Annotated in this window: 18 protein-coding genes and 1 tRNA gene; 15 read left to right on the top strand and 4 right to left on the bottom strand. The window is 31.6% G+C overall.

Features of this window, described 5'->3' with window-relative positions:
* The first annotated feature begins 8 nt into the window (after positions 1-8).
* The 6 genes from topA (at position 9) to OF365_RS02835 (ending at position 5393) form a co-directional block, all read left to right on the top strand.
* A complete protein-coding gene (gene topA, locus OF365_RS02860) occupies positions 9-2030 on the top strand; it encodes a type I DNA topoisomerase (RefSeq protein WP_263818109.1) in 2022 nt (673 codons plus the stop codon).
* 11 nt (positions 2031-2041) lie between these two features.
* Positions 2042-2365, top strand: a complete 324-nt coding sequence (locus OF365_RS02855) for a thioredoxin family protein (RefSeq protein ID WP_263818108.1) — start codon at positions 2042-2044, stop codon at positions 2363-2365.
* Between the two features lie 64 nt (positions 2366-2429).
* Positions 2430-2518: transfer RNA gene (locus OF365_RS02850), tRNA-Ser, on the top strand.
* A gap of 134 nt (positions 2519-2652) precedes the next feature.
* Complete coding sequence (locus OF365_RS02845; RefSeq protein WP_263818107.1) at positions 2653-2916, top strand: HPr family phosphocarrier protein; 264 nt, start codon at positions 2653-2655, stop codon at positions 2914-2916.
* A 12-nt stretch (positions 2917-2928) separates the two neighbouring features.
* Positions 2929-4905 carry a transketolase gene (locus tag OF365_RS02840; RefSeq protein ID WP_263818106.1) on the top strand — a complete coding sequence of 659 codons (1977 nt, stop codon included), beginning with the start codon at positions 2929-2931 and terminating at the stop codon, positions 4903-4905.
* Positions 4893-5393 (top strand): dUTP diphosphatase, encoded by a 501-nt coding sequence (locus tag OF365_RS02835; RefSeq protein ID WP_263818105.1) that lies wholly within the window; start codon positions 4893-4895, stop codon positions 5391-5393. The genes OF365_RS02840 and OF365_RS02835 overlap by 13 nt, the downstream gene beginning before the upstream one ends.
* 32 nt (positions 5394-5425) lie before the next feature.
* Here OF365_RS02835 and OF365_RS02830 read toward each other — a convergent pair whose 3' ends face one another.
* Both OF365_RS02830 and OF365_RS02825 read right to left on the bottom strand, forming a co-directional pair.
* A complete protein-coding gene (locus OF365_RS02830; RefSeq protein WP_263818104.1) occupies positions 5426-6646 on the bottom strand; it encodes a peptidase U32 family protein in 1221 nt (406 codons plus the stop codon).
* On the bottom strand, positions 6636-7577 hold the full coding sequence (locus OF365_RS02825; protein ID WP_263818103.1) for a peptidase U32 family protein: 942 nt from the start codon (positions 7575-7577) through the stop codon (positions 6636-6638). The genes OF365_RS02830 and OF365_RS02825 overlap by 11 nt, the downstream gene beginning before the upstream one ends.
* A gap of 107 nt (positions 7578-7684) precedes the next feature.
* Here OF365_RS02825 and OF365_RS02820 point away from each other — a divergent pair, with 107 nt between their 5' ends.
* From OF365_RS02820 to cmk, 3 genes are read left to right on the top strand one after another with little or no spacing between them, the layout of a single operon-like run.
* A complete protein-coding gene (locus OF365_RS02820; protein WP_263818102.1) occupies positions 7685-8770 on the top strand; it encodes a YbhB/YbcL family Raf kinase inhibitor-like protein in 1086 nt (361 codons plus the stop codon).
* A complete protein-coding gene (locus OF365_RS02815; protein WP_263818101.1) occupies positions 8763-9317 on the top strand; it encodes a hypothetical protein in 555 nt (184 codons plus the stop codon). Before OF365_RS02820 ends, OF365_RS02815 begins: the two co-directional genes overlap by 8 nt.
* A gap of 20 nt (positions 9318-9337) precedes the next feature.
* A complete protein-coding gene (gene cmk, locus OF365_RS02810) occupies positions 9338-10027 on the top strand; it encodes a (d)CMP kinase (RefSeq protein ID WP_263818100.1) in 690 nt (229 codons plus the stop codon).
* 30 nt (positions 10028-10057) lie between these two features.
* Here cmk and OF365_RS02805 read toward each other — a convergent pair whose 3' ends face one another.
* Together OF365_RS02805 and OF365_RS02800 are read right to left on the bottom strand one after the other, a co-directional pair.
* Entirely contained in the window at positions 10058-11362 is a 1305-nt protein-coding gene (locus OF365_RS02805) for a lipoprotein 17-related variable surface protein (RefSeq protein ID WP_263818099.1), read from the bottom strand.
* 13 nt (positions 11363-11375) lie between these two features.
* Positions 11376-12149, bottom strand: a complete 774-nt coding sequence (locus tag OF365_RS02800; protein ID WP_263818098.1) for a hypothetical protein — start codon at positions 12147-12149, stop codon at positions 11376-11378.
* 236 nt (positions 12150-12385) lie between these two features.
* On the opposite strand from OF365_RS02800, the gene rplJ reads away from it, so the two are divergent.
* The 6 genes from rplJ to OF365_RS02770 all read left to right on the top strand — a co-directional run bounded on the left by rplJ (position 12386) and on the right by OF365_RS02770 (position 16101).
* Positions 12386-12889 carry a 50S ribosomal protein L10 gene (gene rplJ, locus OF365_RS02795; RefSeq protein WP_263818097.1) on the top strand — a complete coding sequence of 168 codons (504 nt, stop codon included), beginning with the start codon at positions 12386-12388 and terminating at the stop codon, positions 12887-12889.
* Between the two features lie 15 nt (positions 12890-12904).
* The gene (gene rplL / locus OF365_RS02790) at positions 12905-13267 is read left to right on the top strand and encodes a 50S ribosomal protein L7/L12 (protein WP_263818096.1); all 363 of its coding nucleotides are present in this window, start codon (positions 12905-12907) and stop codon (positions 13265-13267) included.
* A gap of 109 nt (positions 13268-13376) precedes the next feature.
* Positions 13377-13949, top strand: a complete 573-nt coding sequence (efp, locus tag OF365_RS02785; RefSeq protein WP_263818095.1) for an elongation factor P — start codon at positions 13377-13379, stop codon at positions 13947-13949.
* A gap of 8 nt (positions 13950-13957) precedes the next feature.
* On the top strand, positions 13958-14350 hold the full coding sequence (locus tag OF365_RS02780; RefSeq protein WP_263818094.1) for a transcription antitermination protein NusB: 393 nt from the start codon (positions 13958-13960) through the stop codon (positions 14348-14350).
* A gap of 1 nt (position 14351) precedes the next feature.
* A complete protein-coding gene (locus OF365_RS02775) occupies positions 14352-15089 on the top strand; it encodes a 16S rRNA (uracil(1498)-N(3))-methyltransferase (protein ID WP_263818093.1) in 738 nt (245 codons plus the stop codon).
* Positions 15070-16101 (top strand): hypothetical protein, encoded by a 1032-nt coding sequence (locus OF365_RS02770; protein ID WP_263818092.1) that lies wholly within the window; start codon positions 15070-15072, stop codon positions 16099-16101. The genes OF365_RS02775 and OF365_RS02770 overlap by 20 nt, the downstream gene beginning before the upstream one ends.
* The last annotated feature ends 274 nt before the right edge of the window (positions 16102-16375 follow it).

Here is a 16375-nt window from a genome sequence, read left to right as displayed (position 1 = left end):
AGGTAGAAATGAATTTAGTAATCGTTGAATCACCCAATAAGTGTAAATCAATTGAATCTTATCTTGGTGAAAATTATAAGGTAGTGGCCACAGGAGGTCACATCCGTGAATTGTCCACCAAAGGCTTTGGGTTTAATTTAGAAACATTGGAAATGCGTTGACAATTTATCGACACACTCGGTAAGACGAAACAATCAAAACAACAAATTATGCAAGAGATTAAACGTTATGCTAACTTAGCTGATAATGTTTATCTAGCAACCGACCCGGATCGCGAAGGGGAGGCTATAAGTTGACATGTTTTTGATTTGTTAGATAAAGATTGTCAGAGTAAATCAAAACGAATTACGTTTAATGAAGTGACTAAAAAAGCGATTATCAACGCGATAGAAAATAAGTCAGAAATTGACTTGCATTTAGTTAATTCACAATTTGCTCGTCAAATTATCGACCGTTTTGTAGGGTTTAAACTATCGTCATTAACGCGAGCTAAATTAAAAGCTCAATCAGCAGGGCGTGTCCAATCAATTGCCCTATTATTTGTTGTGCAGCGTGAATTAGAACGACGAAATTTTATTAAAGAAGATTGATTTGAAATCAAAACAGTTTTAGAAAACAATTTAGAACTAAATTTATTAAAAATTAAATACAACCTGGATTTATATAAACCCGAAGAAACAAATGTTGTTCGTTTTCTGACACAACAAGATGCTCAGAAAGTATTTGATGATTTATCAGATATTTTTACTATCATTGAACTTTCAAAACCAAAAATCAATAACGGTGAGCGCTTATTAGCGTTAACAACCGATAAGCTTTTACAGTACGCAGCTAATAACTTAGGATGAACAGCATCTAAAATTACAAAAGTGGCTCAAACTATGTTTGAGGGTTTAGAAATTAATCAAGAATTTCAAGCATTAATTACTTATCCAAGAACCGATAGCGAACGCTTAAGTGATGAATTTGTAGCACAGGCGCAGAGTTATATTAGTGAATATTTTGACTCTGATGATATCAATACGCAAGCTAATTATAAAAAAGCAAAACAAACACAAAATACGCAGGATGCTCACGAGGCTATTCGCCCTGTAAATATTTTTGTAACTCCCGAAATGATTAAAGAGCATGTGCCAAGTGATGTTTATAAATTATATAATTTAATTTGAACAAGAACATTAGCTTCTTTAATGAATCCGCCATCATTTGTCCGTCAAGAAATTCTGTTTGACAATAACGGTCACACGTTTCATTCAGCGATTCGTAGTATCCACACTTTAGGATATTGAAAATTAAATTTTTATACGCCAATGAGAAATGAAATCCCCAGGGAGTTAATGCCATTAAAAGTCGATGATCAATTTACTAAAAAAGAAATGCAGATTGTTAGTAAAGAAACACTACCACCTCCATACTATACAGAAGCGTCGTTGATTAATGCTTTAAAAAAAGCTGGGGTGGGGCGTCCATCAACTTATGTATCTATGGTAAATGTTGGGTTGAAACGTGGGTATGTACAAAAAGATAAAAACAAATTAATCCCAACTGACTTGGGAATGCTGGTGATTGCCGAATTAACCAAAGCTTTCCCCGAAGTGATTTCAATTTCCTTTACATCAAATATGGAAGAAACATTAGATGAAATTGCCTTAGGTAAATTAGAATGAAAAAAACCACTATTTGACTTTATTCCTAAATTTACTGAAAATGTTCAAAATGCGTATAAAATTATAGATAAAGTGGAAGATGAAAAAACAGGTAATCAATGTCCTGTCTGTCAATCTGATTTAGTAATCAAAACAGCTAAGAAATATCGTAAAGATTTTATTGGTTGCTCTAATTTTCCTACATGTAAATACATTGAACAAAAAAATGCACCTGAAATTATTGATGAAGAATGTCCAGAATGTCATAATAATTCATTAGTGAAACGGGTTGCACACAGAACAGGCAAGCCGTTTATCGGTTGTAATAATTTCCCTAAATGTAAATACATCCGTAATTACGAAGTAAAAAAAGAAGAAAAATAAAGAGGTAAAATATGTTAAAAATATTAAATAAAGAAGATAATTTAGAAACTTTATTAGCAACTAGTGAAGAAAAACCATTGTTATTAGTTTTCTCAGCTACATGATGCCCACCTTGCCGTATGTTAGCTAAAGAAATCGAACGTTTAGATGAAATGCATGCTGACGAATATAATATTGTGAAAATTGATGTTGATCAATTTAACGATTTAGCTAGTCAATACGGTGTTTCATCAATCCCTTCTTCTTTCTTTGTTAAAAACAAAGAAATTGTAGAAAATAAAGTCGGTTTTATGGATATCAACACTTTATTAACTAAATTAAACAAATTAAAATAGTTTATTAACTATCTGTTTGCTTTTTTAAGGCGATTAATTTATAATAATATAAGTTATAAATTTTGGAAGCATACTCAAGTGGTTAAGAGGGCACCCTGCTAAGGTGTTAGGTCGTTCTGCGGCGCGTGGGTTCGAATCCCACTGCTTCCGCCATTAAAACAAACAACAGATTTATAAAAAAATCACCCTTGTTTAGGGGTGATTTTTTTGTTGCTTTAAAACCTTTATATGTGTTTTTTGAAATTGTTGAATGTTATAATAAATATATTATGTGTTAAGAGGTTATTATGGTTAGACGTAAATATATTATCAAAGCAAAAGTTGAAGATTTTATTAAATGTATTAGTTCATTAGTGAACCAAACATGTGATTTTTCTTCATCAATTAAAGTACACGCCAATAATATGAAGGCGGATGGTAAATCAATTATTAACATTATGGCATTAGGTATTGTGGAAAACACGGCCGTTGAATTTGTTGCAAATGGCGATGATGAGCATGAGGCGATTCAAAGAATTCATGAAATTTTAGAAAGATATGAAGTTATTTAGGGAGTAAATAAAATGAATCGATATGTTAATGCAATGCGTTCTTTAGCATTACAATGTGTTAAACACGCTAATCAAGGGCACATTGGAATGAGTATTTCAGCTGCCCCCATTATCTATACTTTATATAAGACATTTATTAACATTTCATCTGTTGAACCAAAGTGAATTAATCGAGATCGTTTAGTTTTATCAGCAGGTCACGGGAGTATGAGTTTATACCCCGCACTCCACTTTGCTTCTTTAATTCCTATGGAAGCAATGAAACGTTTTCGCCAAGACAGTGCATTAACACCTGGTCATCCAGAAGTTTTAGAAAATAATTTCATTGATGCTAGTACCGGCCCTTTAGGTCAAGGAGTAGGTAATGCTGTTGGGATGGCTTTGGCTGAATCATATTTAAATAAAATGTTTAGTAATTTAAAAGAGTTATTTAATCATTATACGTATGTTGTAGTTGGTGATGGTGATTTACAAGAAGGTGTTTGTTATGAGGCGATGAGCTTAGCTGGTCGTTTAAAACTTAACAAATTGATTATGCTTCATGACTCTAATGATTACCAATTAGATACACCTGTCTCAGCTGTGTTTAACGAAAATTTAGAATTACGAATGCAATCAATGGGATGAAATTATCTAACCTGCGATAATAATCCTGAAAACATTTCTTTGATGATTCAACAAGCACGAGCTAAAAATAATGATAAGCCAACTTTTATTGAAGTGAAAACGGTGATTGGTGAAGGTTTAAGTTCACAAGCGTCAGCAGACGCCCATGCTGCAAGTGTTAATGACGAAGAATTTGCGAAATTTAATAAATATTTCCATTTAAAATGAGATAACTTTAATTTCGAAGAAGAAATTTATGAACATTTTAATTTCAACATTGTGGTGCGAGGTAATTCTGCTTACATGGAATGACAAAAATTATTACAATGTTATGAAACGAAGTTCCCCGAGGATGTTAAACGATTAAAATGTTATTTAAAACATGAGTTTGAAGATTTAGAGCAAATGTTAGATATTTCCCAAATTAGCGATCATAATCAGGCAACACGTAATTATTTCAAAGCTTTCTTAAAACAATTAGAAGAACGAAATTTTAACTCTTGTTTAATTTTAAGTGCAGATACAGGTAAATCAACTAACGTCCGTTATTTGCATTCTAATCTTAATGACAACCAAACACTTTCTCCATATGTCCAAATGGGGATTCGTGAATTTGCCATGGGGACCATTATGAATGGTGTTTTATATCATGGTGGTTTAAGGGCTATGACAGGAACGTTTTTGGCTTTTAGTGATTATATGAAACCAGCAATTCGATTGGGATCGCTTGCCGAGCTACCAGGGTTATATGTCTTTTCGCACGATTCATATGCAGTTGGTGCAGATGGTCCAACACACCAACCAGTAGATCAATTAACTATGCTACGTGCTATTCCCAATACATCTGTTTGACGCCCAGCAGATTTATATGAAACAAAATATGCTTTAGTCCAAGCGTTCAAACAAAAAACAACAAACAATGTTTTAGTTACTTCGCGCCAAAATTTAAAAGCAATTAATACCGTGCAACCAGCTAATATGCAATATGGTGCATATGTTATTGAAAACGAATTCAGCTTTAAAAACGGCAACGATTTCACTATTGTGGCTTCTGGATCTGAAGTTAGCTTAGCTGCAATGGCTGCACAAGAACTTTTTGAAAAGCACCAAACAAAAGTCAAGGTTGTTTCTTGCTTGAATCTTAATACTTTCATGCAACAAGAAACATCTGTAATCCACAACCTTTTAGATAATAAACATGGTTTATTGGCTATTGAAGCTAGTAATGATGCTAATTACTACCGCCTTGGTTATGGTTTTAAACATTTTCAATTTATCCAATCATCAGGATATGGTCGGAGTATGGATGGAGTAGAATTAATGCGTGAAAAAGGTTTTAGTGTCGAACATGTGGTAGCTGAGTTGTTAAAATGAAAAGTTTAATATTTAATTTACAAGAGTTATTTACTCTTCAAGAACGACTAGACAACACGATAGCGCAAAACAAGGATTTTAATGGCCAAGTGGATTATAAAAGCCAACGTGTCTTAGCTTTATTAGTTGAAATAGGGGAATTAGCAAATGAAATCCAAATGTTTAAATACTGAAAAAATAACAAACAAGTCAATTACGAAAAGATGCTTGATGAATTAGCAGATGTTTTACATTTTGCTTGTGCTCATGCATACCGTTTGCAAGTTTCACCATTTGTCAATCCCCAAATAATCAGTTCCGACTTAACCGAACAGTTTATTGCTTTATACGCATCAACATCTCAATTAAATAAAAAATATGATAAAGACCAAATGCAAGATGTTTTAAGTCATATTTTTGGCATTTGCTGTTTATTAGAATTGAATTGACAGACAATTCGCGAAGCTTATATTAAAAAAAACAAAATTAATTACGAACGCGTAGCTACAGGATATTAGAATAAAAAAAACACCAGATACATGGTGTTTTTTTATTCATCAATTCGGGCCATATCATTCACATAAAGGATTTGGTCTGGATTTTTAAGACGAATGACATACATTTTCATTGGGGTATGTACTTCATACAGGCCAGCATTCGTTTCATAATCAATAATTTCTTGCAACTCAATTGTTTTTAAGTTTTTATCATGAGCGGAAATAATTTGAATTTTAGACTCTAAATAAAATTTATTTTTAGAGGTAATTAAATATTGGTTAGGTCCTAAAACCTCAGTTACAATAAAAATAAATGACTGGGCAACTATTTCTTGTTTATCGTGATACAACATTAATTCATGACCCGGATTGCCATTCATTCAGGCAACATTAGCTAAACGATTCATAGCTTTTTGTAAATCTATTTTTAATTGACCTCAATCTACATTAGTTTGATTTAAATAAGCTTGCATTGCCTTTTGATAAGTATGCACAATAGTTGCGATATAATGAACAGATTTCATACGTCCTTCAATTTTAAATGAATGGATTTTTAAATCCATTAATTGTTGTAAATTACTGATTTGGATCATATCTTGTGATGACATAGAAAAAGGGGAAGGGGTTGTGTGTAAGGTGTGCTTTTTAATTTCGTAGGATCAACGGCATGAATGCGCACAACCACCAACGTTAGCGTCACGCAAACTAAAATTATTACTCATCATACATCGTCCAGAATAAGCGATACAAACCGCCCCATGGATAAAGACTTCGACTTCAATAGCGTTATTTAAATTGCGCATAAGCAAACCGATTTCATCAATCGTCATTTCACGTGATAAAACAACTCGAGTAGCCTTATTACGCTTAAAAAACAAAGCAGCTTTTGAGTTTGTAATAGATTGTTGTGTACTAATATGGATTTCAGTTTGTTGGCTGTAATGTTTTTTTAAATGATCAATAATAAAAGGATCAGCACTAATGCATCCATCAGGAGGATTAACCATGATTTCTTTCATAAAAGAAGCAAAATTCTTAGTCAGAGGCATATGGCAGAGTACATTGGTGACTAAATAAACTTTTTTATTTCTTGCATGAGCATAATCTATTAGTTCATGGATTTGCTGGATTTCAAAATTACTTGCCCGCGCTCTTAATGAATAAGATTTCGCTCCGACAAACACAGCATCGGCTCCATAATCCAAAGCTATTTTTGCTTTAAATAAATCACCGGCTGGAGCTAATAATTCGTAATTAAATTCCTTATTTTTCATTATCATTTTTTTCCATACTTAAAATATCTTTAATAGAGCCATAAAAATTATGGGTAATGGTTTTGTTATGAGCCGTTTGTTTAATACTATCTCAGGCTTGCGATTTAAAATGATCATCATAAGTATTACTGATTAAGCGTTCCATAGCTTGCTGATATCAAAGAAAAATACTTAAACTTTCATCATCTGTATGTAGGTAATTGTTAATTCAAACTAAATCGACACCAGTATTTTGAATTTTATCCAAAATATCTACACAGCAAATTTCATAACCGCTATACATGTGCGTTCCCGATTCGTCTTGTTTTAAAATGTGCGGATAACGCCGTAATTGTTCTTGAATTTCCAAAAAAGCATCCTGATCAAAACTTACATTTTCATATTGTTTAGCATAAGCAGCAAAGTTTGAAACTAGGTTTCAACGTGAATGCATAACAAACAATAAACCATTAATTTGAATCATGGTATTGACCTTTAAGGGGTTATCGTGACAAATCATCCGGACTTCTGCTAACCACATTTCCCGAGCTAAAAAAACACTTTGTATTCCATTTTCAACAAAAAATGGAAATTGTTTAGAACTAGTTACTGTTGTTTCAGAATTATACATAAGATTTAATGCGAGTTCTTCGCTTAAATTAATTTCGGCTACAGCGTAGTCAGAAAACATCACACAATCAATATCTAAAGTCTTTAGAAAACGTAAATACTCTGTTAAATTAGCCAATTGATTGTCATAAAAAAAAGCGTTAACAGCAACAATGATTTTTGTTTGCTGTCTATCTTTAATTAGAGCTATTAACTCCTGGTTGGTTAAATAAAAATTTTGTCGAATACTAAAATTTTTATGTCCAAGAATTAAGTAATCAACTTGGTGATTAATTAAATCATAAGCATTTTTTAAACTGGTGGGACTGACGCATAATTTCATATAAACTCTTTTCTTCTACGATTCATGTATTTTTGCTACATCACTATATATTATAGTAATATAATTATGATTAGTAACCTAGGAAAAAATTTAAGAAAGAAAAAAATATGAGTGTTAAACAAAAGAAATACAAACAAATTACTATAGAGATTTTAAGTGCCAAGGAGAATAATCATTTAGAATCAGAGTTCATTGGTGATAACCATGTTTCATTGGCGTTAAAATGAACTCCAGTCAAAGAAGCAGTTAGTTATGCAGTAGTTATGATTGACTATGAAGCAACGAGTGCGATGGGCATGAGTTATGTGCATTGATACGCATATAATATTAAAAACAACTTTTTAGAAGCAAATGCAGCACAAACTAACACATCACTTGTGCAAGGTTTACCAACAGGTTTTTATATAGATAAAAATCAAAAAAACAACTTGCGCTACATCGCGCCTTATCCGCCCAATAAATCCCATCGCTATGAAATTCGCGTCTATGCTTTAGCGAGTGATATTCTTGAACAAATCGATCATTTAAATATGCACCAATTTGATTCTTTAATTAATAAAGCCGGAATCATTGGAGTGGGAATGAATTATGCAATTGCACCACAACTAAAAAATAAGAACAACCAGGCTGTTATAGTTAGTCAAGAGTATGCTCAACCATTATTTAAAAGCCCATCCGTTCGATTAATTAACGATATTCAAATTGACCACTTGTGATTAAATATCTTTACACCAGATATGGCAAATCGTTTATTAGAAAAATTACAATGCGAAATCAGTATTGATGATACATACTTAAATAGCACAAAAGCATATGGTATTTTAATTACAAGTAATATTGGTTTCGAAAAGAATGGCTCATCAACAGTTCATTATGCACATATTGTCAACCAAAAAGATAAGCAACACTTAAAATTTGTCAATTCGTACCAAACAAACTCAAAGTTACTGAATTTAAATACTCTTACACGACAAAAAATTGCTCATGAATGCGCGATTATTGCAGATAATGAATACTTATTATTAACCAATGATGCGTATTTAAACGTTAGTGTCTTTGGTTTAGACAAGGAAATCGACCAATTGAATCAAAAAATTACTGATGCAACAGTAACTGGTTTTTTTGATACAATGGCTGGTCATGTGATTTCTTATTTAAATAAATATATTAAAGTGAATAAAGTAAATGAGTAGTTTGACTAAACGAAGTAAATTGAACGCTGAATACTATCATGGGTATAAACTCTATGCTAATATGAGTAGTGCAGCAAATGCTATTATTTTGCGAGCCAGCACCCTTGGTAAAAAAATTTTTAATTATAGTGAATTAAAAATTGATTATTTTCATGAGTCATTATTCGACCCATATCAACCCACAACATACACGCATGAATTAATTACTTATATTAGTACCCACAATGATCAATTAGATCAAGAAACAAAAAACTTATTACAAGAATTAAATAGTTTACACCAACACTATGATGTAAATCCGATTTTTAGTGAGCAAAAATTATTTGACGAAACTCAGAAAACAGAAAGTGAATGATTGCAGTTTAGTAACCAATATATCTTGATTGAACACGTGGATAATTTAGAAAAAAAAGAGTTAGCTAGCATAAAAGATTTAAAGGTTCAAGTCAGTAAGAAAAATTGGTTAGAAATTCTAGTTTATGTTTTAATTAGTATTGTAATTATTATTAGTGTCATTCTCATGATTGTTTTATATAAACACATATAGAGTAGAAAGAAGGAATTAGAATGTCTACAATTAAAATCGCGATTGATGGGCCAAGTGGTTCAGGGAAGTCATCTGCTGCTAAACTATTGGCAGCTAAATTAAATTTTGTGTACATTAACACAGGTAATATGTACCGTACTTATGCTTATGTATTAAATGAACACAATTTATTATCAACAATTAAACCAACGATGAGTGATGCCGAACAAAAAAAGTTGTCTGATTTTTTAGATGATCAAAAAATTGTTTTTAACGGCGATGATGTCTATTATAATGATAAAAACATTAGTGATATTGTCCGTAAAAATGAAGTAGCTAATTTAGCTAGTCAAGTAGCTCAGAATGTTTGTATCCGAAATTATGCAACCAATAAACAGCGATGATTGGCAGGACAAAATCATACTGTGATGGATGGACGAGATATTGGAACGGTTGTATTAACTAATGCTGATTTAAAAATCTTTTTAAACACCAAAATCGAAACTCGTGCTCGCCGACGTTTAGAACAAAATAAGGGGATTGACAATCAGGACTACGAAACAATTTACGAGGAAATTAAGCAACGTGATGAACTAGATATGACACGCGCTTTAGCTCCTTTAAAAAAAGCAGATGATGCATTAGAAATTTATAACGATGGCATGAACGTTGATCAATGTGTGGATTATTTATTAACAATTGTATTCCAACACCTACCAAATTTAAAATAAAGAAAAACAAGCATGATGCTTGTTTTTTTATTAATCATTTGTTTTTTCTTGGTCAGAAACCGGAATAAGTGGTGCGCATACCATCCGGTATGGCTGGTGTGTTGGGTTATGACCATTAAAAATAACGTCCATAGCAAGAATGTCATACTTTTTAGTTGTACTAAATTCCACATCATCAAAAAGAAAATTAATAACACCAAACCTTTGGACGGGGTGGGGTTTTGATAAATATTCTTGCCCGTTTGCATCGCGAATGACCAAGATGACAGAAACAGGGGCAGAGAGCATTAAAGTCCCTTCGTTTTGTTTAACAAAACGGTCAATCGATCCGTCATATAAATTATTGATTTCAATCGGAATCACTAATTTGTTGGATGGATTTTTGGTTTTTTGAATGTTAGTGTTTTTAATAAATTCATTGGCGAGAACCTTTTGGTTATCGACGATGACAAATAAATCATTATGCGTAGTTTGTAAATTCATAATTGTATAGATAATAGTTCGCTTTTGATTATTGAGTGCAATAGTCAAAGTCAAACGAATGGTTCCTTTTAAATTGTTAGCCTGATCTAATTTTTGATCAATAATTTGTACTTTTGGATTATTGAATTCAATTAACAGATTTTCCTTGGTTAATTTTGATGGCAAAAGATTGCTTTGCCGTAAATGCACATATTGTTTTATATCCCGATCATAGATTTGCAGTCAATCTTCATCATTAAGCAAATTATCCTTCACATCGACCACTTGAATGTTATATCCTTGGTTATTGATTGTATAGATTTTTTCATCTTCTACGACGAGTTTACCATTAGTATGCTTGGTTTTCACGAAACCAAGATAACTAATTTGAAAGTTCGTTTTATGATTAATAAGATCTTGGGGAAATTCAAAATCAACTATAACGTAGTGCTTATCATTTCTCACTTTGATTTGTGAAGGATTTATTTCAGTTAAAATGCTGGCTTGATGGTCCTTTGTATAAAGTCGTAAATATGGGTTATGTTTTAAAATGGCTAATTGATCGGGTGTTAAATACACTAAAAATTCCTTAATTGTGCGATCTTTTTTCAAAACAAATTGATCTTTTTTGACTAAAAGAGTCTGAATTGCACCATTTAAATTTTTGTCAAATGGTACTGTATTCATGTCTTGATTAGCTATTTCATCTGATTGACTAGGAGGTACTGACGGATCTTTTTGTTTTTTGTCATATACCTGTTTTGGTTTATTTTTTTCTTTATTATCATTTTTGCAAGCAACAGCTAACGATGCTGCTAAACTGCTTAAGGCAAATAAAGCGATTATTGAGTATCAGAATTTCTTAGTTTTCATATTTTAAACCTCGCTAATGATGACCATCGTGGTCATGAATATGTAATCTTTTTTTAATTAGACCAGGACGATCAAAATCATATGTGCTGTAATCACTATAACTATACTGGTTATTGTTGTATGGATTAGTATTTTCTTGATATTCAATAATTTGTTCGTCTGTATTAATTTTTATAGGTGTATGCAAAGGTCAAACAACAAATTTTTCTAAAAGAACACCATGCTCAACGATGCTGGGGATTGTAATTAAAAATGCAATATATTTAATATAATAGTTTTTGCTTTTTCCTAAACTTTGATTTCGTTTATTCGCACGAAAAACCAAATCATAAACATTGCTAGGTGTTTTAGTCATTAAATTAGAAACATATTGATCATTATTATCATTTACTACTACAAACAAGAAATGCTTAATAAAACGGATATCAGGATCTATAGACTTAAGTTGATTAAGTATTTCTGATTCGCTACCTGTCAAATTAAAGTTGACATTGTTTAAAATTTTGTGCTCTTGATTAGCGTGTAATTTTGTGTTTTTTGTAATACTCAAATAATCATCTGCATACGAATGAGCTTTAATAATTCGCCCATTCGAATTACTAAGACCAACATATACGGGTTTTTCTTTTTTGTTTGCTATAGGTTGAAGAGGTTTAATGGGAACATATTCTTCACTATAACCTGGTTCTTTTTTTAGACGAGTAAGCACAATTGGTAAACAAATAATTAAACCTAAAACTGTAATGGCACAAAGTGTTGAACATAAAATGATGTATTTCTTTTTCATAAACCACCTCTTTTTTTAAAAATTATATTGCTTTCTGAAATTCTTTTATGTAAAAAGGCACCTTCAGGCATTTTATGTTTATACCCTTTAATAGAAAGATAAATTGGCTAAAACAATTTTTTATGTTATAATTTTACTTGCAATGTGCCCAAGAAAATAACTGTCCCATGACTTAATTTGTTATTCAGGTGCAAAAAGCTGTGCATATTGCAAATAAATATTAAAAGAGGTATATTATGTCAGATATTCGACGCAATATCGCTTTAAAGCAATCCAAAGTCGACCAAATGGCAGAAGTATTCAAAAATGCTAAATCATTTATTGTTTTTGAATACAAAGGACTAAACGCCGCTAGTACGCTCGCATTAAGAAATACTTTACATGCATCAAATGCACGATTATATATTTTAAAAAATAATATTACAAGACGTGCTTTTGAAAAAGCTGGTGTCGTTGGATTTGAAGGTTTAATTCAAGGTCCAAATGCTATCGCTGTAGCGACAGAAGATGAAATTGCTGCGATTAAAGCAGTTCATGAAGTTTCTAAAGAATTTAACTTCATCAAAATTAAAGGTGCATATGTGGAAAATACTTACGCTGAACCAAGCAAAGTATCAGCTCTTGCATCAATTCCAGGTCGAGAAGGCCTTTACTCAATGTTACTATCAGTTTTAACTGCTCCATTAAGAAATGTTCTATATGGAATTAAAGCTGTAGCTGAACAAAAAGAAAATAATTAAGAGGTATTTTTACTTATGGCAAAATTAACAAACGCACAATTTATTGAAGCGATTAAAGAAATGTCAATGCTTGAACTTAACGAATTAGTGAAAGCTATTGAAGAAGAATTTGGTGTAACAGCTGCTGCTCCAGTAGCTGTTGCAGCTGGACCAGCTGAAGAAGCTCCAACCGAAGTTACTATTAAATTAGCTGAAACAGGAGCAAACAAAGTAGCTGTAATTAAATTAGTTCGTGAAATTACAGGTCTTGGTTTAATGGAAGCAAAACAAGTTGCTGAAACAGTAGGTTCTGTAATTAAAGAAGACGTTAAAGTTGAAGAAGCAAACGAATTAAAGAAAAAATTCGAAGAAATCGGCGCAAAAGTTACTTTAGCGTAAAACTCATAAATGAGCAAAAAAGATCTTCTGTTCAGGAGATCTTTTTTTATATTTATAACATTATAAGTTATAATAATAGATTGTATAAGATTTAGAATAGGTGATTATTATGGCAAATATAATTCATGCAAAAGATTTGCGTGCAGGACATACATTTTTTTACAAGGATAACATTTACCAAGTTTTAGAAAATTCATTTAACAAAACTGCAATGCGTGAAGGTATTGTAAAGTGTAAAGTGAAAAATTTAAGAACTGGTGCAATTACTGTTGAGGTGTTAACAGGATTAAAAGTTGAGCAAGCCTTAGTAGAAAAAGTTAAGATGACATTCAGTTATGATGATGGAGCAAATTATGTGTTCATGAACAATGAGACATTTGACCAGTTTGCAATTCCGCATCAACAATTAGAATGGGAAAAAAACTTCATTGAAGAAGGGACGGAAGTAATGATCATGCGCTATGAAGATGAATTATTAGGTGCTTCATTAGCAGATCAAATTATAGTTACTATTGTTGAAGCTGAAGAGGCAGTACAAGGTAATTCAGTATCGAATGCTACTAAACGCGCTTGATTAGCTTCGGGATTTGATTTCCAAGTTCCTCAATTTATCAAAGCAAACGAAAAGGTTATTATTAATACGTCCAACGGGCAATATGTTTCACGTGCGAAACAAGAATAAGGTTTGTTATGAAGCAAGTATTATCTCAACGTCAAAAAAGAATTAAACTATTTCAATTTATATATAGTTATATTATGTATAAAGTAGACCACCAAAGAGCTCTTGATCGAGCGGTTGAAATGTTTAGTGAAGGACTAGATTGATTACCAGCGGCTGAATACTATTTAGAAAACCAAAAAACATTGGTTACAGAAATCCAACCCTATTTAAAAGACGGCTGAATTTGAGAAAGATTACCATATGCAGAACAGGCGTTAATGTTAGCAATTTTATCAGAATCAAAAACATTAAAAACGCCCAAATCAATAATTATTAACGAAGCTGTGGAAATTATCAAAGACTTCTGTGATTTAAAATCATACAAATATATTAATTCAGTTTTAGATGCCATTTTAAAATAAGATGCACCAATATTTTATTAAAAAAATTGATAACCAAAAAACCGTGATTTTTTATGATGATGACGTCTTTAAAATAACCAAGGTTCACCGAATCAAAATACACGAAGAAATTTGTGTGCTTTATAATGAAGAAAAGTTTATTGCACAAATAACGAATTTAAAGCCCTTAACAGCACAGGTTGTAAGAAAAATAATTAATATTGAACGTGCGTACAATTTAGATGTATTTTTGGGTAGTTTGAAAGCAAAACCATTTGAAGATGCTATTAACAAACTAACACAACTAAATGTGCAATCTTGTGCGCAACTTGTTTTGCAACGTTCATATGATTGTAAACAAATTAAGACTGAACGCATTAATAAAATTATTGAAACAGCAACCAACCAGGCTAAACGAAATGATCTAATGATTTTTCAATCAAATACAAGTTTTCAAACACTATGTGATCAGATTCCTTTGTATGATGTAGTTTTTGTCGCTTATGAAAATAATGAACCAAAATACATTTATGATTTATTAATAGATTGAACTAAACTTAAAAAAATTGCTGTAATCATTGGTGGTGAGGGTGGTTTTAGTGATTCTGAAATTTCGCAATTAAGAACATATAAAAATGTTTTTTGTGTTAAATTATCCCCAACTATTTTACGAGCTGAGACAGCTGCTGTTTATTTATGTAGCGTTTTAGATCAATATTTAAATTTCCAAAGGAGATCACATGAAACAAAGACTAATTAATTATTTAATAGTATTAGCTGGTATTTTAGCTGTGATTACAATTGCTGTAGGTTTTGGTATTTACATGCATGCAAATAACAACGCTCTAGCAAATCACCCTAACTTTACTAATAAATTAAATCCAGCTGAGTGAAAATGGATTTCAACATTCTATGCACGGGATGCTATGTATTTAGAATCCTTTAATAAAATATCAAATGCGCAAAAGGACATTATTTTACAACCAGAAGGTAATATCTTTTTATCTTTAAAATCATTTAGTAAAAGTGCTCTAGCAACGCAAATAGTTCCAGTATTTACTACACTGCTGGGCTTAGGAACTATTTTGCTATATTTCTACTTAAATAAACGCGAACGTGCAAAAATTAAAGAAAACATTAATTTAAAATGAGTGCGTCATAGTTCTTTAACCACTTCGATCTGCATGGCTAGTGTTTTGCTGATCACTGTTTTTCTAAGTTATTTAATTGTAGGTTTAGATTTCATTGATCCAAATTACTATAATTTACAAAAAAACGACGAAAAAATCACGTTATTAATAAAAATGCTATCGAATAAAAAGAATGCTTATATTGCTGTGTTTGTTATAGTTATTTTATTAGCTACCGTAGTGGTAGGTTTTAATAACTTTGTTTCTTTTAGAATTACTTACCAAATTACAGCTTATGCGACAAAACATAAATTCGATGCCGATCGTTTAGATCCACGAACTGAATATTTTGATGTTGTTGAGTCAAGCCAAGATGCTTACATGAAATTCGTAATTGAACAAAAAAACCAGCTACCAAAAAACCAATTCGAAGAAATTAATAAGCGTGAAGATGAATTAATAACCGAATTAAAAACAGACTTTGCTTTAATGCCTATTGATCAAAAAATTAAAAACCGCCAACAAGCAACATCAGAAATTCTTAGCAAACACGCATTATTAATAGAAGAAAATACAGAAGAAAAGACCGATCCATTTGATGAGGTGAAAAAACCAGCTCAAGGATCATCGGGTAATTTTTAGAAAACGCATCAGTGCGTTTTTTTTCTTGCTTTTTTTGGAATATTGTAATATACTTATATCAGTGCCACAAATTGAAGAGATTTGTCAAACTTCCGAAAAACAAAATTTCATAAAAAAATAAAAATTACTTGACATTTTTTTTCGTATGCACTATAATAATATGGTGTGTTTAACGAAACACATTATAAAATGATCTTTGAAAACTAAATAGAATCCGTCAATTTTTAAGAGTTTGATCCTGGCTCAGGATTAACGCTGGCGGCATGCCTAATAC

It is taken from the genome of Ureaplasma zalophigenitalium, assembly GCF_025780055.1.
GTDB classification, from domain to species: domain Bacteria; phylum Bacillota_I; class Bacilli_A; order Mycoplasmatales; family Mycoplasmoidaceae; genus Ureaplasma; species Ureaplasma zalophigenitalium.
This window is presented reverse-complemented; position numbering and strand designations above follow the sequence as displayed.